The 20,893-nt window shown below is 68.7% G+C and carries 18 protein-coding genes; 10 read left to right on the top strand and 8 right to left on the bottom strand.

Annotated elements, in window-relative coordinates:
- Window positions 1-43 precede the first annotated feature (43 nt).
- Window positions 44-658 (bottom strand): rhomboid family intramembrane serine protease, encoded by a 615-nt coding sequence (locus tag Q0654_RS04295; protein ID WP_298850829.1) that lies wholly within the window; start codon window positions 656-658, stop codon window positions 44-46.
- The gene (locus Q0654_RS04300) at window positions 658-1,332 is read right to left on the bottom strand and encodes a glutathione S-transferase (protein ID WP_298850832.1); all 675 of its coding nucleotides are present in this window, start codon (window positions 1,330-1,332) and stop codon (window positions 658-660) included. Before Q0654_RS04300 ends, Q0654_RS04295 begins: the two co-directional genes overlap by 1 nt.
- Window positions 1,333-1,457: 125 nt before the next feature.
- On the opposite strand from Q0654_RS04300, the gene Q0654_RS04305 reads away from it, so the two are divergent.
- Both Q0654_RS04305 and Q0654_RS04310 read left to right on the top strand, forming a co-directional pair.
- Window positions 1,458-1,940 (top strand): peroxiredoxin, encoded by a 483-nt coding sequence (locus tag Q0654_RS04305; RefSeq protein ID WP_298850834.1) that lies wholly within the window; start codon window positions 1,458-1,460, stop codon window positions 1,938-1,940.
- Between the two features lie 112 nt (window positions 1,941-2,052).
- Window positions 2,053-3,870 (top strand): ABC transporter ATP-binding protein/permease, encoded by a 1,818-nt coding sequence (locus tag Q0654_RS04310; RefSeq protein WP_298850835.1) that lies wholly within the window; start codon window positions 2,053-2,055, stop codon window positions 3,868-3,870.
- Window positions 3,871-3,998: 128 nt separating this feature from the next.
- Here the strand turns inward: Q0654_RS04310 and Q0654_RS04315 are convergent, their stop codons facing one another.
- The gene (locus tag Q0654_RS04315; RefSeq protein ID WP_298850837.1) at window positions 3,999-4,217 is read right to left on the bottom strand and encodes a 4-oxalocrotonate tautomerase family protein; all 219 of its coding nucleotides are present in this window, start codon (window positions 4,215-4,217) and stop codon (window positions 3,999-4,001) included.
- Window positions 4,218-4,227: 10 nt separating this feature from the next.
- Window positions 4,228-4,980, bottom strand: coding sequence for an SDR family oxidoreductase (locus tag Q0654_RS04320; protein ID WP_298850839.1), 753 nt, complete (start codon window positions 4,978-4,980; stop codon window positions 4,228-4,230).
- 232 nt (window positions 4,981-5,212) lie between these two features.
- Here Q0654_RS04320 and Q0654_RS04325 point away from each other — a divergent pair, with 232 nt between their 5' ends.
- From Q0654_RS04325 to Q0654_RS04350, 6 genes are all read left to right on the top strand, one after another.
- Window positions 5,213-5,566 (top strand): helix-turn-helix domain-containing protein, encoded by a 354-nt coding sequence (locus tag Q0654_RS04325; RefSeq protein WP_298850841.1) that lies wholly within the window; start codon window positions 5,213-5,215, stop codon window positions 5,564-5,566.
- Between the two features lie 270 nt (window positions 5,567-5,836).
- On the top strand, window positions 5,837-8,350 hold the full coding sequence (locus Q0654_RS04330) for an MMPL family transporter (protein WP_298850844.1): 2,514 nt from the start codon (window positions 5,837-5,839) through the stop codon (window positions 8,348-8,350).
- On the top strand, window positions 8,347-9,150 hold the full coding sequence (locus Q0654_RS04335) for an outer membrane lipoprotein-sorting protein (RefSeq protein ID WP_298850847.1): 804 nt from the start codon (window positions 8,347-8,349) through the stop codon (window positions 9,148-9,150). Before Q0654_RS04330 ends, Q0654_RS04335 begins: the two co-directional genes overlap by 4 nt.
- The gene (locus tag Q0654_RS04340) at window positions 9,147-10,406 is read left to right on the top strand and encodes a hypothetical protein (protein WP_298850848.1); all 1,260 of its coding nucleotides are present in this window, start codon (window positions 9,147-9,149) and stop codon (window positions 10,404-10,406) included. Before Q0654_RS04335 ends, Q0654_RS04340 begins: the two co-directional genes overlap by 4 nt.
- 360 nt (window positions 10,407-10,766) lie before the next feature.
- Window positions 10,767-11,984 carry an FAD-binding oxidoreductase gene (locus tag Q0654_RS04345; protein WP_298850849.1) on the top strand — a complete coding sequence of 406 codons (1,218 nt, stop codon included), beginning with the start codon at window positions 10,767-10,769 and terminating at the stop codon, window positions 11,982-11,984.
- Between the two features lie 66 nt (window positions 11,985-12,050).
- On the top strand, window positions 12,051-12,926 hold the full coding sequence (locus Q0654_RS04350; RefSeq protein ID WP_298850850.1) for a YihY/virulence factor BrkB family protein: 876 nt from the start codon (window positions 12,051-12,053) through the stop codon (window positions 12,924-12,926).
- 84 nt (window positions 12,927-13,010) lie between these two features.
- Here the strand turns inward: Q0654_RS04350 and Q0654_RS04355 are convergent, their stop codons facing one another.
- The 3 genes from Q0654_RS04355 to Q0654_RS04365 all read right to left on the bottom strand — a co-directional run bounded on the left by Q0654_RS04355 (window position 13,011) and on the right by Q0654_RS04365 (window position 17,259).
- The gene (locus Q0654_RS04355) at window positions 13,011-13,700 is read right to left on the bottom strand and encodes a hypothetical protein (protein ID WP_298850853.1); all 690 of its coding nucleotides are present in this window, start codon (window positions 13,698-13,700) and stop codon (window positions 13,011-13,013) included.
- A 28-nt stretch (window positions 13,701-13,728) separates the two neighbouring features.
- Window positions 13,729-14,595 (bottom strand): DMT family transporter, encoded by an 867-nt coding sequence (locus Q0654_RS04360; RefSeq protein WP_298850855.1) that lies wholly within the window; start codon window positions 14,593-14,595, stop codon window positions 13,729-13,731.
- A gap of 75 nt (window positions 14,596-14,670) precedes the next feature.
- The gene (locus Q0654_RS04365) at window positions 14,671-17,259 is read right to left on the bottom strand and encodes an Ig-like domain-containing protein (protein WP_298850858.1); all 2,589 of its coding nucleotides are present in this window, start codon (window positions 17,257-17,259) and stop codon (window positions 14,671-14,673) included.
- 310 nt (window positions 17,260-17,569) lie between these two features.
- Here Q0654_RS04365 and Q0654_RS04370 point away from each other — a divergent pair, with 310 nt between their 5' ends.
- Both Q0654_RS04370 and Q0654_RS04375 read left to right on the top strand, forming a co-directional pair.
- On the top strand, window positions 17,570-18,502 hold the full coding sequence (locus Q0654_RS04370; protein WP_298850860.1) for a triacylglycerol lipase: 933 nt from the start codon (window positions 17,570-17,572) through the stop codon (window positions 18,500-18,502).
- Between the two features lie 53 nt (window positions 18,503-18,555).
- Complete coding sequence (locus tag Q0654_RS04375; RefSeq protein WP_298850862.1) at window positions 18,556-19,548, top strand: lipase secretion chaperone; 993 nt, start codon at window positions 18,556-18,558, stop codon at window positions 19,546-19,548.
- Between the two features lie 242 nt (window positions 19,549-19,790).
- Here the strand turns inward: Q0654_RS04375 and Q0654_RS04380 are convergent, their stop codons facing one another.
- Window positions 19,791-20,648, bottom strand: coding sequence for a pirin family protein (locus tag Q0654_RS04380; RefSeq protein WP_298850865.1), 858 nt, complete (start codon window positions 20,646-20,648; stop codon window positions 19,791-19,793).
- Between the last annotated feature and the right edge of the window lie 245 nt (window positions 20,649-20,893).

Genomic DNA, 20,893 nt, shown 5'->3' on the forward strand with positions numbered 1-20,893 from the left:
GCGCTCCAGCGAATCCCGAATCCCCACTCCCGACTCCCGGCCGTCACCCCATCGGGCTGGCCAGCTGCGACAGGAAATGCCCCAGCAGCCGCGGCTCGGCGATCAGCATGAAGACCAGGCCGTAAACCGCGCCCCACAGATGCGCGCTGTGGTTGATGCGATCGCCGCCCCTGCGGTCCATATAGACGCTGTAGGCGATGTACAGGCCGCCGTAGATCACCGCCGGCACCGGCAGGAAGAACACGAAGATCAGGTTCCAGGGCGCCAGCAGGATGAAGGCGAACAGCACCGCCGAGACCGCGCCCGAGGCGCCCAGCGTGCGGTAGTGCGGGTCGCGGGCGTGGCGGAAATAGCCCGGCAGCACCGACACCAGCAGGGCCGAGACATAGAAGAATGGAAACGCCCACAGGCCGAAGCGCTCGGCGAGGAAACCCTCGATCAGCCGCCCGAAGAAGAACAGCGTGATCATGTTGAACAGCAGGTGGCCGAAGTCGGCATGCACCAGGCCATAGGTGAACAGGCGGTCGTACTGGCCGCGCTGCACCGCCGGCGACCACAGCAGCAGGCGGTCCAGCAGGCCGGGTCGCTCGAAGCACTGCCAGCTCACCAGCCCAGTGAGCAGGATGAAGCCGAGAGTGAAAGGAAAATCGAAGTCCATCAGTCCGCTCCCGGCAGCTCGAAGGGCCCGTGCGCGGCCTCGGCGCGCTGCCAGGCTGGGCGCGCCTTGACCCGTGCGACGAAGTCGCGAACGCGCGGCAGCTCCAGCCCGCTGCGCTCGACTGCCGCCATCAGCGGGTAGCTCATCTGCACGTCGGCGGCGGAGAAGGCATCGCCGGCGAACCAGTCGGATTTTGCGAGCTGCTGCTCGACGAAGCGGAAGTGGGTCTGCAGCTGCGGCCGCACGTAGTTGGCCATCACCTTGGCGCACAAGCCTTTGACCACCGGACGCACGAAGAAAGGCATCGGCTGGCTCGGCAGACGCGAGAACACCAGGGCAAGGATCAGCGGCGTCATCAGGGAGCCTTCGGCGTAGTGCAGCCAGTAGCGGTAGTCGAGCGCGGCCTGGCTGCCGGCCTTGGGCTTGAAGCGGCCGGCACTGTCGTAGCGCTCGACCAGATACTCGATGATCGCGCCCGATTCGGCGACCGTGACCTCGCCGTCGGTGATCACCGGCGACTTGCCCAGCGGATGCACCGCGCGCAGCGACTTCGGCGCCAGGATGGTCTTGGGGTCGCGCCTGTAGACCTTGACCTCGTAGGGCTGGCCCAGCTCTTCCAGCAGCCACAGCACCCGCTGCGAGCGCGACTTTTCCAGATGATGGACGACGATCATGGGCAGCTTCCGGGCCGGACAAGGGCGCCAAGGGTAGCCCAGCCCGATGCGGCTGCGTCTCCTCGCCGGGCCTTCACGGTTTCCGGCTAACCTGTGCGCCCTCTCAGCCCACAGACCGGCAGCCCATGAGCATCCAGATCGGCGACTCCATCCCCGAAGCCACCCTGAACTTGCTGCGCGACGGCGTGCAGGCCGTCACCACTTCCGAGATCTTCAAGGGCAAGAAGGTGGTGCTGTTCTCGGTGCCAGGTGCGTTCACCCCGACCTGCTCGGCCAAGCACCTGCCGGGCTATGTCGAGAAGTTCGAAGAGTTCCAGCGCCGTGGCATCGAAGTGGCCTGCATGGCGGTCAACGATGCCTTCGTGATGGGCGCCTGGGGCAAGAGCCAGAACACGCCCGAGGGCCTGATGATGCTGGCCGACGGCAACGGCGCATTCACCCAGGCCCTGGGCCTGGAGCTCGACGCCAGCGCCTTCGGCATGGGCATCCGCAGCAAGCGCTTCGCCCTGTACGCCGAGGACGGCGTGGTCAAGCTGCTGCACGTCGAGGCCGCGGGTGAGTTCAAGGTGTCTTCGGCCGAGTCGGTGCTGGCCGCGCTGGACGCCTGAGCCACCCGCGGGCGCGAGTCGCCCGCCCCGATGTCGACGAAGCGGGCGCCCCAGGGCGCCCGCTTCGCGTTTGCGGCTTGCGCAAGCGCTGACCCGCCCTCACCTTGCCGCGATGGATACCCCCGCCCCCGCTGTCGACCACCGCCGAACCACCCGCGCGGTGGTGGCCACCCTGCTGCCCTTTCTCAAGCCCTACCGCGGTCGCATCGCCCTGGCGCTCGCCTGCCTGATGGCGGCCAAGCTGGCCGGCCTGACCGTGCCGATGATCCTGAAGAACCTGGTCGACGGGCTGAATCTGCCGTCCGACGCGGCCAGCCTGATGCTGGTGCTGCCGGTCGGCCTGCTGCTGGCCTATGGCGCCGCACGCCTGTCCGAGCGGGTATTCACCGAACTGCGGCAGATCGTGTTTGCGCGGGTGATGGCACGCAGCGCGCGCACGGTGATGCTGAAGGTGTTTCGCCGCCTGCATGCGCTCAGCCTTCGCTTCCATCTGAACCGCAAGACCGGCGGCGTCAGCCGCGACGTCGAGCGCGGCGGCAGTTCGATCTCCGACCTGCTCGACTGGACCCTCTACACGATCTTTCCGACGATCATCGAGGTCACGCTGGTGACCATCGTGCTGGTGGTGCTCTATGACACCGGCTTCGCGCTCATCACCGGCCTCACCCTGATCGCCTATGTCGTCTGGACCATCCGCGTCACCGAGTGGCGCACCAAGTTCTACCGCGCCTCGGTCGAAGCCGACACCGCGGCCAGCGCGTCCGCCGTGGATTCGCTGCTGAACTACGAGACGGTCAAGTACTTCAACAACGAAGAGCATGAGGCGCAGCGTTTCGACGCCAGCCTGCGCACCAAGGAAGAGGCCGAGGTGCGCAGCTACAAGACGCTCGCGGTGCTCAACATCGGCCAGAACGCGATCATCTCGCTCGGCGTCACTGCGCTCATGTGGCGCGCCGCTTCGGGCGTGGTGTCCGGCGAGCTCACGGTCGGCGATCTGGTCCTGGTCAATGCCTACCTGCTGCAGCTGGCGGCGCCGCTGAACTTCCTCGGCATGATGTACCGCGAGGTCAAGCAGGCGCTGACCAATATCGAGAAGCTGTGGAACCTGCTGGATGAGAACCGCGAGGTGCAGGACCGCACCGACGCGCGCGTGCTGCAGGCGATACGGCCGGTGGTGGAGTTCGAAGACGTGCGCTTCGCCTACGACGAACGCCGCGAGATCCTGCACGGCATCTCTTTCCGCATTCCGGCCGGCGGCACGGTCGCCGTGGTCGGCCACTCCGGCAGCGGCAAGAGCACGCTGGCGCGCCTGCTCTACCGCTTCTACGACGTGGGATCCGGCCATATCCGCATCGACGGACTCGACCTGCGCGATTACACCCAGGACAGCCTGCGCGCGGCAATCGGCATCGTTCCGCAGGACACCGTGCTGTTCAATGACTCGATCCGCTACAACATCCGCTACGGCCGCGTCGACGCCAGCGATGCCGAGGTCGAGGACGCCGCCCGTGCCGCCCACATCCACGACTTCATCGCCGCCCTGCCCGAAGGCTACGACAGCCCGGTCGGCGAGCGTGGCCTGAAGCTCAGCGGCGGCGAGAAGCAGCGCGTGGCGATTGCGCGTGCGCTGCTCAAGAACCCCGCCATCCTGATCTTCGACGAAGCCACCTCGGCTTTGGATTCGAAATCCGAGCGCGCGATCCAGGCCGAGCTCGACCGCATCCAGCAGGGCCGCACCACGCTGGTGATCGCGCATCGGCTGTCGACCATCATGAATGCGGACCGCATCCTGGTGATGGACGCCGGCCACATCATCGAGCAGGGCACGCATGCCGAACTGCTGGCGGCTGAAGGTCACTACGCGCAGATGTGGCGACTGCAGCAGCGGGAGGCGAAGCAGCAGGACGTCGCGCAGGAAAGCGCCCATTGAGCAGGGATATCGCTGTGCAGGCGTCCTTTGCACCGCGAGGAAGGCGCTTGGGGACGCCGTCCAACGGCGACCAGACACGCGGGCCTCGCTGCCCGGCCAGCAAGAGTCGCGGTATCCGGATTATCGGCTCAAGGACCGCCCGAGGCCGGCTGGATCCGCGCCCGCCACACATCAGTCAGCTCGCCGGCATACCCCCAATCATCTTCATTGATCTCCTGAATCACGATGTGTATGTGCTCGGGGCGCTTGCCGAGTCGCTGGACCAGGCTGGAGGTAATGTCCGCGACAAGGCCAGCCTTCTGTTCGCGGCTGGCGCCACGGGTGATCTGCAGGTTCACGTAGGGCATGGCGCTGTCCTCAGACGATCCGCCGCCCACCATCCACGATCAGGTCGTGGCCGGTAATGAAGCCCGCCTCGTCGGAGGCAAGGAACACCGCGGCCTCAGCCACTTCGCGAGCGTCGCCGAAGCGCTGCAGCGGTAGAGTCTGGCGCATCTGCTCGCCGAACTCGGCGACCGCATCGGGCGGCATGCCCAGCTTCCCGTAGATCGGCGTGGTGATCGGGCCGGGGCTGATGGAGTTCACGCGAATGCCGCGTGGCGCCCACTCGGCGGCCGCGATCCTGGCGAGGTTGACCACGGCGGCCTTGGTGGCGCCGTAGATGGCCGCGCCGGGAAAGCCAAGGCCGGCAACGATCGAGGCGTTCAGGGCCACCGAGGCACCTTTCCCCAGATGCGGCGACAGCGCCTTCAGCAGGAACATCGGCCCTTTCAGATTGATGTTGAACTGGCGGTCGAACTCAGCCTCTTCGATCGCTTCGATGGGCTGGAAGGTGCCCGTGCCGGCGTTGAGGAAGGCGACATCAATGCCACCGAAGGCCTTGACCACCTTCGCCACCAGTGACTGCTGCGCGCTGACGTCACCGGCATCGCTCTCGATCACCAGCGCTTTGTCGCCCAGCAGATTGCGAGCCTCTGCAAGCGTCTCGGGGTTGCGGCCGGTCACCGCCACCCTGGCGCCTTCTTCGATGAACCGCTGGGCCGAGGCCAAACCTATTCCGGTGGTACCGCCGGTGATCAGGGTGCGCTTGCCGCTCAGTCGTCCGCTCATGGAACTCTCCTGGCTGGATTGGGATGTGAGTGGGTCGATGAAGCCGCGCCTTCGAGGACGTGCAGGCCCTTCAGCGCGGCAACGGGCGCCGACTATCCGCCCATTGGTATCCAAAAAATAGTAGGCACCTTTTGGAAACCTGGTTTCCTGTGGCAACCTGTTGCGCCGCTGCTGGCTTTTCGCGAGAACGCCGATGCCCCGCCCTGCCTCCGCCCAGGCGACCGAACCCCTCGTGCAGCCTGTATGCCCCAGCGGCGAGTGCCCGATGGTGCAGCTGCTCGACCTGCTCGCCGGCAAATGGAGTTTCCCGGTGCTGTACCGGCTGATCCTGCAGAAGCGGCCAGTGCGTTTCTCCGAGCTGCAGCGCCTCGTGGGTCGCATCACCCAGAAGGAGCTCACCAAGCACCTGCGCCAATTCGAGGCGCTCGGTCTCGTGCAGCGGGAGGTGTTCCCCGAAGTTCCTCCGCGGGTGGAGTACGTCATCACCGAGTTTGGGCGCAGCCTCAAGCCGCCGCTGGATGCGCTGGCACAGTGGGTGGACACTCATCGTGCGGCGATCGCCAGGAGCTCACGAAGCGTGGCCTGAGGGCGGCACGCTCAAGGTCAGCCGAGCAGTGCGGTGCATCGCGTGCTGGCGCGACTCAGGCACCACTGTTCCATCGGCGCGTCGAGCTCAGGCAGGTGAACACCTTTCCGCTGCTGGCCGCCGCGATCGAACTGGGCGTCCAACTCGCAAGGGGCGCGAGTATCGACGGGCGTCGAGGATCGCGCCCGGGATGGAGCTGGTGCGTATTGCCCTAAACTCTGGGCCCTGCGCCAGAACCCGGGCGCGCGCACTTTGAAGAGAAGCCTCCGCATGCCCCCTGCCCTGCGCGCGCTCTGGCGCGCCTGCATCGAACGTCCCTGGCCCGTGTTCGCGGCCACGCTGGCGATCACCCTGTTCGCCCTGCTGCAGTTCCCGCAGGTGCGCATCGACACCGATCCCGAGAACATGCTGCCGGCCGAGCAGCCGGAGCGCGTGTTCCACAATGAGGCCAAGCAGCGCTTCGGCCTGAGCGATGCCATCGTCGTGGGCGTGATCGCCCGCGAGGGCAGCATCTACACGCCACGCTCGCTGGCGGCTCTGCATGCGCTGAGCGCCGAGGTGAAGCGCATCAAGGGCGTGGTCGAAGTCGACCTGATGTCGCTGGCCGAGGTCGACAACGTCACCCAGGGCGGGCCGGGCACGGTGCGCTTCGAGTGGCTGATGCGTACGCCGCCCACGACCGAGATCGAAGCGCAGGCGATCCGCGCCGCCGTCGAGCGTCTGCCGCAGGCCTACGGGACTCTGGCCTCGGAAGACGCGCGCGCCGCAGCGCTGTACGTGCCGATCGAAGACAAGAACGAGAGCCATCGCATCGCCGGCGAGATCCGCGGGTTGATCGACGCGCTCGACAGTGAGGACGCCTTCCACATCACCGGCCTGCCGGTGGCCGAGGACACCTTCGGCTACGAGATGTTCGTACAGATGGCGATCTGCGCGCCGCTGGCCGGACTGGTGATCTTCCTGCTGATGTGGGGTTTCTTCCGCAGCGCGCTGTTCGTCACCGGGCCGATGCTGGTGGCGATGGGCAGCGTGATCGTGACCATGGGCGCGCTGATCGGGCTGGGCTTCCCGGTCCACATCATGAGCTCGATGATCGCGATCTTCCTGATGCCGATCGCGGTGGTCGATGCCATCCACATCCAGTCGGACTTCGCCGAGCGCTATCGCCCCGGCGACGACGCTGGCGCAGTGATGCAGGAGGTGCTGGGCGATCTGTTCAAGCCCATGCTCTACACCAGCCTGACTTCGGCGGTGGGCTTTGCCTCGCTGCTGCTGACGCCGATCCCGCCGGTGCAGGTGTTCGGCGCCTTCGTGGCCTTCGGCATCCTGTTGGCCTTCGTGTTGACCATGACCCTGCTGCCGGCCTTCCTGTGCCGGCTGTCACCGGCCACGCTGGCGCGCATCGCCGCGGTCGACACCCAGCGCAGCCGACTGTATGCGCCGCTGGCCTTTATCCGCCGCAGCTCGCAGCGCGGGCGTTCACTGGTGTTCGGCATCGCAGTGCTGGCCGTGGCCTTCAGCGCCGTCGGCATCCTGCGCATCGATATCAACGACAACCCGGTGCGCTGGTTCAAGGCCAGCCACGAGATCCGCGTGGCCGATCGCGCGCTCAACGCGCACTTCGCCGGCACCTACGATGCCTGGCTGGTGCTGGAGCAGGACGTGGACGCCCTGCGCGCAGACTGGACGCGCGACTGGTCGGCGCTGCCGGCGGACCCGCTGCGCGAAGCCGTGCTGGGCGCACTGCAGACCGAACCTCAGACGGCGAATGCACTGCGTGCTGCGCAGGACGCCATCGACGACAGCGACGCCGACTTCGGCCTCATCGAGGCTTGGACCGCACGCATCGAAGCGGCGCAGGGTCAGCTGGCGCGCTTCCAGCAGCCCGACATGCTGCGCTGGATCGAACAGCTGCAGCAGGCGCTCGACGTCTCCGAACTGGTCGGCAAGTCCAACGCCGTCACCGACATCGTCAAGACCGTGCACCGCGAGCTGCGCGGCGGTGAGCTGGCCGAGCAGCGCATTCCCGACAGCCAGGCCGGCGTCGCCCAGACCCTGCTGCAGTTCCAGGGCTCGCACCGGCCGCAGGACCTCTGGCACTTCGTCACCCCCGACTACCGCAGCGCGCTGGTCTGGCTGCAGATGACGAGCGGCGACAATCAGGATATGAGCCGGGTCGAGGACTTCGTCGCCGCGCATCTCGCCGCGCATCCGCTGCCGGAAGGTGTCAGCGCGCGCTGGGCGGGCAAGACCCATCTGAATCGCGTCTGGCAGGGCGAGATGGTCAGCGGCATGGCGATGAGCCTGGCGGGCGCCTGGGTCGCCGTGCTGGTGATGATGATCCTGCTGTTTCGCAGCCTGCCGCTGGGCCTGCTGGCGATGCTGCCGCTGACCCTGTCGATCGGCGTGCTGTACGGCCTGGTCGGCTGGATGGGCAAGGACTACGACATGCCGATCGCGGTGCTGTCGGCGCTAGCGCTGGGCTTGGCGGTCGACTTCGCTATCCACTTCCTGCAGCGCGCACGCGCCCTGGCGCGTGAGCTGCAGAACGTCGAAGCTACGCTCGATGCGCTGTTCCGCGAGCCAGCGCTGGCGATCAGCCGCAATGCCATCGTGATCGCGGTCGGCTTCACGCCCCTGCTGTTCGCGCCGCTGGTGCCCTACATCACCGTGGGCTGGCTGCTGGCCGGCATCATGGCGCTCTCGGCCGTGGTCAGCCTGTACCTGCTGGCGGCCCTGCTGGGCGCCGGCAATGGATGGATGTTGAAGAGGATGATGCGATGACGCCTGTACTGAAGACCCTCGCCCTTGCCCTGTTCGCCGCGCTCACGACCAGCAGCGCGCTGGCGCGTGAGGTCGACCCGCGCGCGGAAGCCATCGTGGCGAGAGCCCAGCAGGCCGCACGCTACGCCGGCGACGACGGCCGCACGCTGGCGCGCATGCTGATCACCGACGGCCGCGGCCAGCAGCAGCAGCGCGTGTTCACCATCCTGCGCCGCGATATCGAGGACGGCGGCGACCAGGATTTCCTGGTCGTGTTCTCGCGCCCCGCCGACGTGCGCGGCACGGCGTTTCTGGTCAACAAGAAGACCGCGCGCGACGACGATCGCTGGCTCTATCTGCCGGCGCTGGATCTGGAGAAGCGCATCTCCGCCGGCGACAAGCGCACCAGCTTCGTCGGCTCGGACTTTTTCTACGAGGACATCAGCGGCCGCAATCCGGCGCTGGACTGGCATTCGATCGTCAGCGAGGGCGAGCGCGAGATCGTCATCCGCTGCGATCCCAAGGAACCGGACAGCGTCGAGTTCGCCTACTCGCACGCGGTCATTGATCCCAAGACCTTCCTGCCGATCCGCGCCGAGTATTACAACGCCGACGGCGAGCTCTTCCGCAAGATCGAGACCCTGGAGACCGCCGTGGTGCAGGGCCATCCGACCGTGGTGCGCAGCCAGGTGACCGACCTGCGCTCCGGCAGCAGCACGCTGATGGAGATGCGCAGCCCGCAGTACGACATCGGTCTCGATGAGAGTGCCTTCGGCACCGCCGCGCTGCGCAACCCGCCCCAGCAGTGGCTGCGCCCGTGAGTGCAGGTGTTCGTTTGCGGCCGCTGGCCGCGCTGCTGGCGCTCGGCCTGTCGTCTGCAGTGATCGCGCAGAGCGACGACTGGGACGATTGGGGCGAGGAATCTCCCACCCAGTGGAGCGGCTATGTCGAAGCCGCCTTCAGCACCCGTTTCAAGCGCGACCCGCTGTTCGACAACCGCGCCAGCCGCGCCGAGCTGAAGGGCCAGATCGAAGTCAGCCACGAGCTCGAACACGCGCAGCTCAGCGCCAAGCTCGACGTGCATGCGGACGGCATCGAAGACGGCCTCTGGTTCGACCTGCGCGAGGGCATGCTCAGCCTGCCGGTCGGCAGCCGCGGCCACGCCCGCATCGGCCGCCAGGTGCTGTCCTGGGGCACGGGCGATCTGCTGTTCATCAACGACCGCTTTCCCAAGGATTTCGAGACCCCGCTGGTCGGCGGCGAGGACCTCTACTTCAAGGCGCCGTCCAACAGTCTGCGGCTCGACTGGCGCTTCGATGCGCTGAGCGTCGATCTCGCCTGGACGCCGCGCTTCACCCCCGACCGCTACATCGATGGCCAGCGTCTAGGCTTCTTCGATGCGCGCAGCGGTGAGCGCGTCGGCGGCCGCGATCTGATCGACGCGAGCGAGCCGGGCGGCAGCGAATGGGGCCTGCGTCTGCATCGCAGGCATGAAGGCGTGGAGTACGCGCTGTACGGCTACCGCGGCTTCGACAAGCAGCCGCTGGGCGCCGATGCGCAGGGCCGGCCCAGCCACTTCCGCCGCGACAGCGCGGGCTTCAGCCTGCGCGGGCCTGTATTCGGCGGCATCGCCTCGTTCGAGGCCGGACGCGAATGGTCGGGCGCGGAGTTGGGCGCAGGTGTGGGGGCCGTCGCCGCGCGCGTGCCGCACAAGAGCGCGGCCATGGCCGCCTTCGAGAAGGAATGGCGACCCAAGCTGACCATCGGCCTGCAGCTCTACGCCGAGCGCCACGACAGTGAACCCGGCAATGCCTCGGCGCTCAACGGCGAGTCGCGCCAGCTGGTCTCGCTGCGGATCACGCGACAAGCCCTGCGCGATCGCCTGAACCTGAGCGCCATCGCCTTCCACTCGCCCAACCAGCACGACCGCTGGCTGCGCCTCACCGCCAGCCATCGCCTGAGCGACCAGTGGCTGCTGGGCGCCAGCGCGAATGTCTTTGGCGGCCGCGTGCAGCGCTTCTTCGGGCAGCTGGAGGACGACAGCAACGCAGGCTTCTGGGTGAGACGGCAGTTCTAGGGCAACACTGATCAAGTCCCTCCTGTCCTTGACCAGTGGTCGCGAGTCCGGCACATGTCCGGACTCGCTTTCGCTGGATCAGGCATCGCGTGCTTGATCCGCGGACGCGCCCTGCGTGGCGCGCGACAACGCTGGATTCTTCAGCCTTGCCTCAGCACAAGGCCCAAGGACCGTTGCAGCGCGCGTCGGTCGCCTCGCAGCCGACGCGCGCAGGCTTTCGCGCAGGCCACGACGTACTCGCCCTGCCCTTGCGAACTGCAATCGATCGGGCAAGGCGCACGGCGCGCGCGCAAGACGCCTCCGCGCGATGCCTTGCTGCAGAGGGCTCTCGCGCTGGCATGCCTGTTGCTGTCCGCAGGCATGGACCTGAAAAGCGGCTATCCCTACTGGGCGGTGAAGAACGGACTCGGCGAGGTCTTCGCGCCGCTCGAGGACGATGCGCGCTGCGAACTCCTGGTCATCGGTGGCGGCATCACGGGCGCGCTGTTCGCCGATCGCTTCGCCCGCGCCGGGCTCGACGTGATGGTGCTCGACCAGCGCGATGTCGGCTGGGGCAGCACGGCCGCCAGCACCGCCCTGCTGCAGTACGAGATCGACACCCATGCAGTGGACCTCGCCCGGCGCTACGGTGAGGACGCGGCGATCGCCGCCTATCGCGCCTGTCTCGATGCCGTGGGCGCGGTGCGTCGACGCGCCGCGCAGCTGCGGGTGGATCAGTCGGCGGCGAACAGCCTCTATCTCGCCAGCTCGCGCCGCGATGCCCGCGCCCTGCAGGACGAATACGCGCTGCGCCGCCGGCACGGTTTCGCGGTCGAGTGGCTGGACACTGGTGCGCTCGGTGAACGCTACGGCGCGCATGCGCCCTGCGGCATCCTCAGCCGCGACGCCGCCTGGTTGGACCCCTATGCCACTGCGCTGGCCCTGCTGCGGGCAGCCACGCGTGCCGGTGCACGCGTGCACGATCGCGCGCGCATCGTCGCGCTGTCGCCGGCCTCGCGCGGGGTCCGTGCGATCTCTGAAAGCGGTGCGGTGATCCGCGCTGAACGCGTCGTGGTGGCCGCCGGCTACGAGTCGCAGCGCTTTCTTGATCAGGCGGTGGCGAAGAACCGCAGCAGCTACGCCTTCGCCAGCGACCATCAGGTCGTGGATGCACATGCGGCGCTGCGCGACACCATGGTCTGGGAGTCGGCGCGGCCCTACTTCTACCTGCGTGCGACGGGCGATGGCCGCTTCGTTGCCGGCGGCGAAGACGACACCGTGGACATTCCCAAGCGCCGCGACGCCCGGGTCGATGCCAAGGCGGCCAAGATCGCCAAGCGCATCGCCCGGGCGCTGCCGCAGCTGCAGCTGACGCCGGCCTGGGCCTGGGCCGGCACGTTCGCGGAGACCTTCGACGGCCTGCCGTTCCTCGGCCCGCACCCGCAGTGGGGCCCGCGCGTGTTCTTCGCCATGGCCTACGGCGGCAACGGCATCACCTTCTCGCAGATCGGCACGGAGCTGCTGGCGGCCACGCTGGAGCGCCGGTCGCATCCGCTGCGCGCGCTGTTCTCGTTCGAACGTTTGTCGCATGACGCGTGAGACCCGCCGCCCGAGGCAGGCGCCCCGGCTGCAGGCCCGCAGCAACCGCACGCCGGGCGTGCGCGAATGAACCCGGACGGCACGACACCGGTGCCACGCTGGCAGATCTGGCGCCAGCACCTGCTGGCCTTCTGGTCGCGTGATCCGCTGACCCTGGCGGCGTCGATCGCCTTCTACACGGCGCTGTCCTTCGCCCCGCTGCTGACCGTGGCCGTGGTCGCGCTGGCCCAGCTCGGCGCCGGCCGCGAGGCCGCCTTCATTGCCGAGCTGCGCGAACTGCTGGGGCCGCAGGTCGCCAGCGCCGCCGAGCTGGTGCTGTCGCGCGTCGAAGCGGGCCCACCGGACAGCCTCGCGGGTGCGGTGGCCTTCGGCGCCATCCTGTTCTCCGCCAGCGCGGTGTTCGGGCAGATGCAGATCGCGATCAACCGGCTCTGGGACCTGGAGGGCCATGCCATCGGCGGTTGGCGCGGCTGGCTGCGCGGGCGGCTGGTGGCTTTCGGCATGCTGGTCGGCCTGGGCATGCTGCTGCTCACCACCTTCATCGCCAGCAGCCTCGTAGCCGCGCTGTTCGCCGGCTCGACGCCGCTGCTGGCGGCAGCCAGCGAAACCCTCGCCACCCTGCTGATCGCGCTCGGCTTCGGCCTGATGTTCCACTACGTTCCCTATGTGCGCCCGCCGCTTGGGCCCTGCCTGCGCGCCGGCCTCGCCACCGCCCTGCTGTTCCAGATCGGCAAGTGGGCACTGGGCCTGTACTTCGCCCGCGCCGGCCTGTCCGACGCCTACGGCCCTGCCGGCGTGGTGGTGCTGCTGATGGCCTGGTCCTACTACGTGTCCCTGCTGGTGCTGATCGGCAGCGCGCTGGCGCGGCCGGCGCGGGCGAGCACCGGACTGGATCTGCGCGGTGCGGAGCCGGTGCGGGACGGCACCGCTCGCGACGAATAGATACGCGCCTGCGCGATTCGCGCCCCGCAGGCGTCGCCAATTTTCCTTGGCGTAACGACGGAGCGCCCAGCCACTGCCGCGGACTCATCGCATCTGCACGGCCTCGACGTCCGGCAGCTGGAGGCGGGCGTCGCAACTGAATTCATCCAGCATCTGATGGAAGTACTCGTAGTTCAGATCCGAATGGCTGCATCCGAAGTTGAGCAGAAACTCGGCCAGCATCAGCAGAGCGGGATCGGCCCCGCAAAGCCGCAGCGTGTCGCGACGTTCGAACGATCCGGGCGCCATGTCGAACTCGTCGCTGTTGAGCAGCTGCAGTTGCGCGCGCTGACCCAGAAAGCACCAGGTGGGGTCGCTGCGCAGCCACTCCTCGGGCTCGGCGGGGCGCCAGCCATAGCTTTCCATCTTCAGCGCGAATGGCCGCGACGAGGGCCGCTCACGCTCCAGTCGAATCCGGCGAATCCGCTCGGTGCTCTCACCCAGCTCAAGGACTGGCTCGAAGTCCGGCGCGTGCAGCACGCAGGCGATCAGCCACAGCCCCAGGTTCCAGGCATCAGGACGCGAGCAGTGCAGGATGAGATCGTCCGCAAGTCCCCAGCCTTCACGTCGCCCGCGATACTCGATGCGCAGGCCCGACAGCCGGGACCGAGGCAAAGGTGCCGGAAGCTTGGCGGCATCGAAGCGGAAGTGGGTGGCCTCGTACTCGCGCTCATCCAGCGGGCGCGGCGCATCCTTTTCGCTAGCCTGATCGAAAGCGATCAAGGCTCCCAACATGGCAACGTGCCGAGCTTCAAGTTCTGGCTCATCCATTTCGCATCGGCCTCTTCGGCAAGAGCACCACCAGCGCCACGCCCCCCAGCACAGCGATTGAGGCCAGCACCAGCCGCAGGCTCACCGGTTCACTCAACAGCAGCACGCCCGCCACCGCGGTGATCACCGGCACGCTGAGCTGCACGGTGGCGGCGGTGCTGGCGCGCAGCTGCGGCAGGGCTCGATACCAGATCGCATAGCCGAGGCCCGAGGTGAGCGCGCCGGAAGCGATGGCGTGCAGGCTGCCCGGCGCATCGATCTGCATTGCATCAGGCGCGAGCAGCAGGGCGATCGCGATGGCGGCACCGGCCATCGGTACCGCGCGAAGGAAGTTGCCGGCGGTGACCGCCGTGGGGTCACCTGCCCCGCGTCCGCGCAGGCTGTAGACGCCCCAGGCGATGCCGGCCAGCAGCATCAGCAGGGCCGCGCCGAAGGGCGGCGCGGACAGGCCCGGCAGCAGCAGGCCGATCAGGCCAGCGATGGCGAGCACGAGGCCCAGGCTCTGCACCGCGCCGAAGCGCTCGCCGCGCAGCAGCGCCCAGCCCAGCATGCTGGCCTGCACCGCGCCAAACAGGATCAGCGCTCCGGTGCCGGCGCTGAGCCCGATGTAGGCGTAGGAAAAAGCGATGGCATAGGCGAACAGCGCGGCGGCGGAGGTCCAGCTGCCGGCGCGCAGCTGCGCTGGCGCGCGCAGGCCCACCAGCAGGGCGAGCACGAGCGCGCCTGCGACGATGCGCAGCAGGGTGAAGCTGGCGGGGTCGATGGCGGTGTCGCGCAGGGCCGCGCGGCACAGCAGGGAATTGCCGGCGAAGGCGAGCAGCGCCAGCACGGTCAGGCCGGCGATGGAGGATCGACGCATGCGCTCACATCTCCACTGCCGACTCAGTGACGGCGCGGGGCGGGCTGCTGGTCGCGGCCCGCCCCGGCGCTGGGCTTACTGGATGGAGCAGCTCTTGGCTGACGCCGCCGGCGCGGACGTGCTGCCGGCGATGCGACGCACGATCACGGTGGTGGTGGCGGTGAGTCCCGCGGTGTTCTGGATGGTGTAGGTGAACAGGTCGGTGCCGCACCAGGTGTCGCTGGGCGTGTAGCGCACGCGGCCGTCGGGCAGCAGGGTGGTGGTGCCGCGGAAACCGCGGTTGACCGTCACCACGCGGATCGCCAGGTTCTGCGGATCGCTGTCGTTGGCCAGCACGTCGATGTCGACCGGCGTGACGCCGGGAGTGAAGGCTTCGTCGGCCACGGCAATCGGGCCCACCGGCGGCGACACCGTGATCACCAGGCTGGCGCTGTCCTCACCGCCGGCGGTGTTGCGGATGCGGTAGCCCAGGGTGATCACGCCGCCGAAGAACTCTGCGTCCGGGCTGAAGGTGACCGTGCCATCGGCGCTGAAGCTGACCGTGCCGTTGCGGGCGCCGGTGACCTCGACCAGGCTCAGCGTGTCGCCGGAGGGGTCGCTGTCATTGGCCAGCACATTGACGGTCACGGGCGTGTTGTAGGGCGTGGTCGCGATGTCGGACAGGGCGCGCGGCGGCACCGCGGTGACGGTGACCGTGATGCGGCCTTCCACTTCCACGCCCGAGACATTGCGGGCGCGGTAGCTGAAGGTGTCAGTGCCAACGAAGCCAGCGGCCGGCGTATAGGTCACCACGCCATCGGCGGTGAAGCTGGCGCTGCCGTTCGAGGGCGAGCCGAGCGCGACCAGGCTCAAGGCTTCGCCCGCCGGATCGCTGTCGTTGCTGAGCACGTTGAAGCTGACCGGCGTGCCGCGCACGGTGCTGGCCGTATCCGGGTTGGCCACCGGCGGCGCGATGCGCACGGTGATGTTTACCGTCGCTGTCGCGGTGAGCGCGCCATCGCTGATCGTGTAGGTGAAGCTGTCGCTGCCGGTGAAGCCGGCGCGCGGGGTGTACAGCACGCTGCTGCCGCTGAGGGTGGCCGTGCCGTTGGCCGGTGCCGTGGTCGCGGTGATCGTCAGCGCATCGCCATCGGGGTCGCTGTCGTTGGCCAGCACGGGAATGCTGATGGCGGCCGCATTGCGGTCGACCGTAGCGCTGTCGTCGACGGCCAAGGGCGCGCGGTTGACCAGCACCTGCGGGCCCAGCTGCTCGCTCTGCTCGGTCTCCTCGAAGCGGTAGACATCGACGGCACGCTTGTGCGCGGCCGGGTTGCGCAGGGCGCGCTCGATCCAGGCCGGCGGCGCCGCCACCGGCTCGCGCTTCCACTCGCTGCGCTGCTCGGTACGCACCGCGCCCGGCACCGTGGTTTCCTCGACGCTGAGGAAGCTGACGTCGACGCGGCGATTCTTCGCGCGGTTGGCTTCGCCATCATTGGGGAAGCGCGGATTGCTCTCGCCCTCGCCGCGGATGTCCATCTCGTCGATGGCGACGCCGTGGCTGGCGAAGAACTCGGCGACGGCGCGCGCGCGGCGCTCGGACAGGCCCTGGTTGTAGGCCTCGCGACCGAGATCGCAGGTGTGGCCGACGATGCTGACCCGTGAGACGCGGCGATCCGACTTCAGCGCCGCCAGCAGCGCATCCAGCTGGGAGGCATCGGCGTCCTGCAGGCTGAAGCGGTCGAGCTTGAAGTAGGTGGCGGCATCCATGCCGACCTCGTTGCGCACCAGCTGCGGCTCGCCGGCGACTTCGACTTCGGTGACGACTTCCACATCGCGGTAAGGCTGCACCTCGCGGTACGCCTGCGCGCCACCGAAGTCGTAGCGCCAGCTGAGCATGCCGCGGGTGTCGGAGCGATCCAGCACGAAGTCGCCGGCGCGGCGCAGGGCCTCGATGCTGAGGCCGATGCTGTGGCCGGTGCCGGGAATGAACTTCTCGACGCCGAGGCTGAAGGTGTTCTGGTGCGAGCTGAAGTCACCCCACTCGCGGTCGAAGCCGGCCTGCAGGCGCAGCTGGGCCTCTTCGAAGAAGCGACCGAAGCGGGCACCGACACCGTGGTCGTAGGCCTGCTCGAAGGCGCGGGTGATCGTGGTCAGGGTGCGCTGCTGGGTGAAGGGCCGTCCGGCTGCAGTGGTGCCGGTGATCGTGCTCACGTTGACCAGGGTGCGGGTGTCGACCAGGCGCTCGTCGGTCAGGCCTGCCGACACGTAGAGATCACCGAACCAGGTTTCGCGCTCCCAGCCAAAACCCAGACTGGCCTTGCGATCGCCCATCACGTTGCGGTCGACCGCGGCGAACACCTTGGCCACGCTGGCGCCGGTCGGGTCGGCGATGACCTGGTCCAGCGTGCGCCCGCCCCAGAGCCAGTGGTAGCCGAGCTTCAAGCCACCGGCACCGCCCTGTCCGTACCAGCCCTCGACCATGCCGGTGGCGTGGCCGCGGTGGGCGAAGAAGCCGAGGAACTCGCCGTTGACGTCGCCGTCGTCATTGACGCCGACGCCGATGCGGCCATTGCTGCCGACATAGGTGATCGGCACCACGCCCTCGGCGGGCGGCGGCGCGGTCTGCGCCTGGGTGAAGCCGGAGGCGAAAGTCAGCAGCGCGGCCAGCAGCATGGGCTTGTGCATGACGGAGTCCTTGAGGTTCGGCGCAGGGCGCATCGGACGCGAACTTTAACAGTTCGGTCACGAAGCCGTGATGGACATCGCAGCGGGGTATCGACGCCCCGGCGGCGATGCTGCCCTGCAGAATTGCGGCATCGCTGCTGGCGGGCCCGCAGACTTCGCTGCAGCGCAGCTTGATGCCCACCCTACGCCTGCGTAGGGTCGCGTCCCGGGACTCACGCGAACGGATTCGACCGGCGCGCGCGGCAGGCCGAACAACAACAGGCCGCCCGCGAGCCGCACACCGCATCGACACGCTTTCGGGGAGGGAAGCATGTTCGTACGTTCGATCCGCGCCGCCTTCGCGGCCCTGCTGCTGTGCCTCGCATCCACCGCCGTGCTCGCCCAGAGCGGCTATACCCAGACCCGTCACCCTATCGTGCTGGTGCACGGCCTGCTCGGCTTTGACTCACTGCTCGGCGTGTACGACTACTGGTACGGCATGCCGTCCGAACTGCGCGCCGGCGGTGCGCGGGTCTACGTGGCGGATGTCTCCGCCAGCAATTTCAGCGAGGTGCGCGGTGAACAGCTGATCCGCCAGCTCGACAGCCTGCGCGCGATCCACGGCCACGCGAAATTCAACCTGATCGGCCACAGCCACGGCGGGCCGACCATCCGCTACGTCGCCGCGGTGCGCCCCGACCTGGTGGCCTCGGTCACCTCCATCGGCGCGCCGCACACCGGCAGCAAGGTCGCCGACGCGCTGGACACCACCCTGCCCGCGGGCTCGCCGCTGCGGCCGCTGGTGGCGGGCTTCGTCAACGCGCTGTCGGGCTTCATCGAGTTCCTGTCCGGCAGCCGCGACCCGCAGAACGCGCTCGGCGCGCTGGCCTCGCTGTCCTCGCGCGGTGCCGCCGACTTCAACCGGCGCTTCCCGCAGGGCATGCCAGCCACCGCCTGCGGCCAGGGCGCGGCGGTGGTCAACGGCATCCGCTACTACAGCTGGGGCGGCACGGCGGTGCTGACCAACGTGCTGGATGCCGGCGATCCGCTGCTGGGGGCGGGCAGCCTGTTCTTCGGCTTCGAGCAGAACGACGGCCTGGTGGGGCGCTGCAGCTCACACCTTGGCGTCGTTCTGCGCGATGACTATCCGTGGAATCACCTTGACCAGGTCAACCAGGTGCTGGGCCTGACCCGATGGTTCACGCCCGATCCGAAATCGGTGCTGCGCGCGCACGCCAACCGGCTGAAGAACGCGGGGCTCTGAGGCCCGTGCACGCGCGCGAAGCCGCAGCAGACGGACGGGAGACGCCGACGGAGATGCGCCGGCACCTGCTGTTCGGCAGCGCCGCCGTGCTTGGGCTGTGGCTGCTCGGCGTGCTGCTGGTGCTGCCGCAGCGGCAGGAAGAAGCGCCGGCGCAAGCGCCGTCTTCTGATGCAGGCGCGCCACTCGGCGCTCGCGAGGGCCGCAGCGCGCGCACGGCGCCCGCTGTCGCGCAGCACACCCTGACGGTGGCGCTGCCCACGCCGATGTCTGCAGATAAGCGGGCGCGCGCGTCCGACCGGCTGGCACGCAGTTCGCTGCGCGGCAGCGAAGTCGACGGCGAGCTTCGCCTCGCCGCCGACGGTCGCCTGCACATGGACGCCGCCACGGTGCGCTTCTTCGAGTACCACCTCGCCCTGCTCGGCGAGCTCGAGCTCGCCGACATCCGCGCCCTGCTCACCGAGCACGCGACGCAGCGCCTCGGCGCGTCCTCGGTGGTCGAGGTGATGGCCGCGTTCGAGCGCTACCTGGGCCTGCGCCAGGCGCTCGCCGCCCTGCCCGCGGGCGCATCGCTCACGGACACGCTGCAGGCGCGACGGTCGCTGGAACAGCAGTGGTTCGGCGAAGACGCCGAGGCCATGTTCGGCGAAGCCCGCGCTCACGATGCGCGCACAGCGCAGCGGCTAGATCCGGGCGCTGCCGGCGCCTTGCCTTCGCCGGAAGCGTTCGCACCGGCCGAGCGCGAGGCGCGCGCGGCGCTGCTGGCCGAGGAACAGAGCCGGCAGTTCGAGGCCTTGGGCCTGCCGGTCGAGCAGCGTCGCGCCGAGCGCACCGCGCTGTGGGGCGCACAGGCCGCAGCGCGTCTGGACGCACTCGACGCCGAACGTGCGGCCTGGGACGCGCGGCTGCAGGCCTATGCGCGCGAGCGCGATCGACTGGTGAGCTCGGGCACAGCCAGCGCCGCAGCGCTCGACGCCCTGCGCCAGCGCAGCTTCGATCCGCGGGAACGGCTGCGGGTCGAAGGCATGGAGCGCTCCGGCGCGCTTTAGCCCGCCGCGAAACCCTGCGTCGTGGAGGTGGTGTGCCGCAGGCGCACCCTACGCGAGCCGAAGGACCAAGGTTGTCGGGGGCATGGCGTCATTCGAGCTTGGCGGGTTCGTGTTGTCGCCCATCCGCTCGGAGCCTGTGTTGTACGCCCGCAGAATGTCGACACCGGCACTGCAAGGGGTTTGGAAAACACCTGGACCCATGCCTCGCACGCGCGGACCGCGGCGCGCGCCGATCGCGCGTCTCAGCGCTCCGGCAGCGGGATGAACTCGCTCTCGCCCGGAACCTTCGCGAATCGACCCTCGGCCCAGTCCTGCTTGGCCTGCTCGATGCGCTCGCGGCTGCTGGCGACGAAGTTCCACCACACGAAGCGCGGGCCCAGCGGCGCACCGCCGCACAGCATCAGGCGCGCCCTGCCCTGCGCGCGCAGGCGCGGCAGGCTGCCCTCGTCCAGCACCACCAGGGCCCAGGGCGGCAGCGGCATGCCGTCGAGCTCGGCCTCGCCCTCGACCAGATAGAGCGCACGCTCGACATGCTCGGGCGGGATCTCCAAGTCGGCGCCGTCCTGCATCTCGATCGCCACGTACAGCGTGTCCGACTGCACGCTGACCGGCGAGCGCATGCCGAAGCCATGGCCGGCTACGCAGGTCAGGTCGACGCCGTCACGCACCAGCCGCGGCAGCGAAGACGCCGAATGGTGCTCGAAGGCCGGCGCCATCTCGGCCTGCTCGACCGGCAGGGCGATCCAGGTCTGCAGGCCGTGGATCGGGTGGGCGTGATCCTGCAGCGACTCGGGGCTGCGTTCGGAATGGACGATGCCGGAGCCGGCGATCATCCAGTTGACGTCGCCGGGCTGGATGTCCTGCACGCTGCCCAGGCTGTCGCGATGGCGGATGCAGCCCTCCCACAGCCAGGTGACCGTGGCCAGGCCGATGTGCGGATGCGGCCGCACGGCGATGCCCTCGCCCGGCGGAAAGGTGTGCGGACCCATGTGATCGAAGAAGACGAAGGGGCCGATGCGGCGACGGCTGGCATGCGGCAGGGCACGGCGCACCTTGAATCCGCCGAGGTCGTGCTCGCGTGGGTTGATGATCTCGGGCATGGGTCGGCTTCCGTGGCTGCAGAAGACCGGACACTGCCACGCCGGCGCCATCCCGCCAACCGCCGGACCGCATGCGGAGCCGCGCCATACGCCCCAGTCCCGCCGGCGCCATCGCCAGAACGCCGTGCCTGCGGTATCGGCTGGCGGATGCGCTGCGCTTGTCCGCCCTACAAAATTCTCAAGAAACAGAACGCTTGCGACCCCGCTGATCGTCGCCCCCGCGGAAGCGGGGGCCCAGGGTAGCT

Source organism: uncultured Aquimonas sp., from assembly GCF_937888285.1.
Classification (GTDB): Bacteria; Pseudomonadota; Gammaproteobacteria; order Xanthomonadales; family Xanthomonadaceae; genus Aquimonas.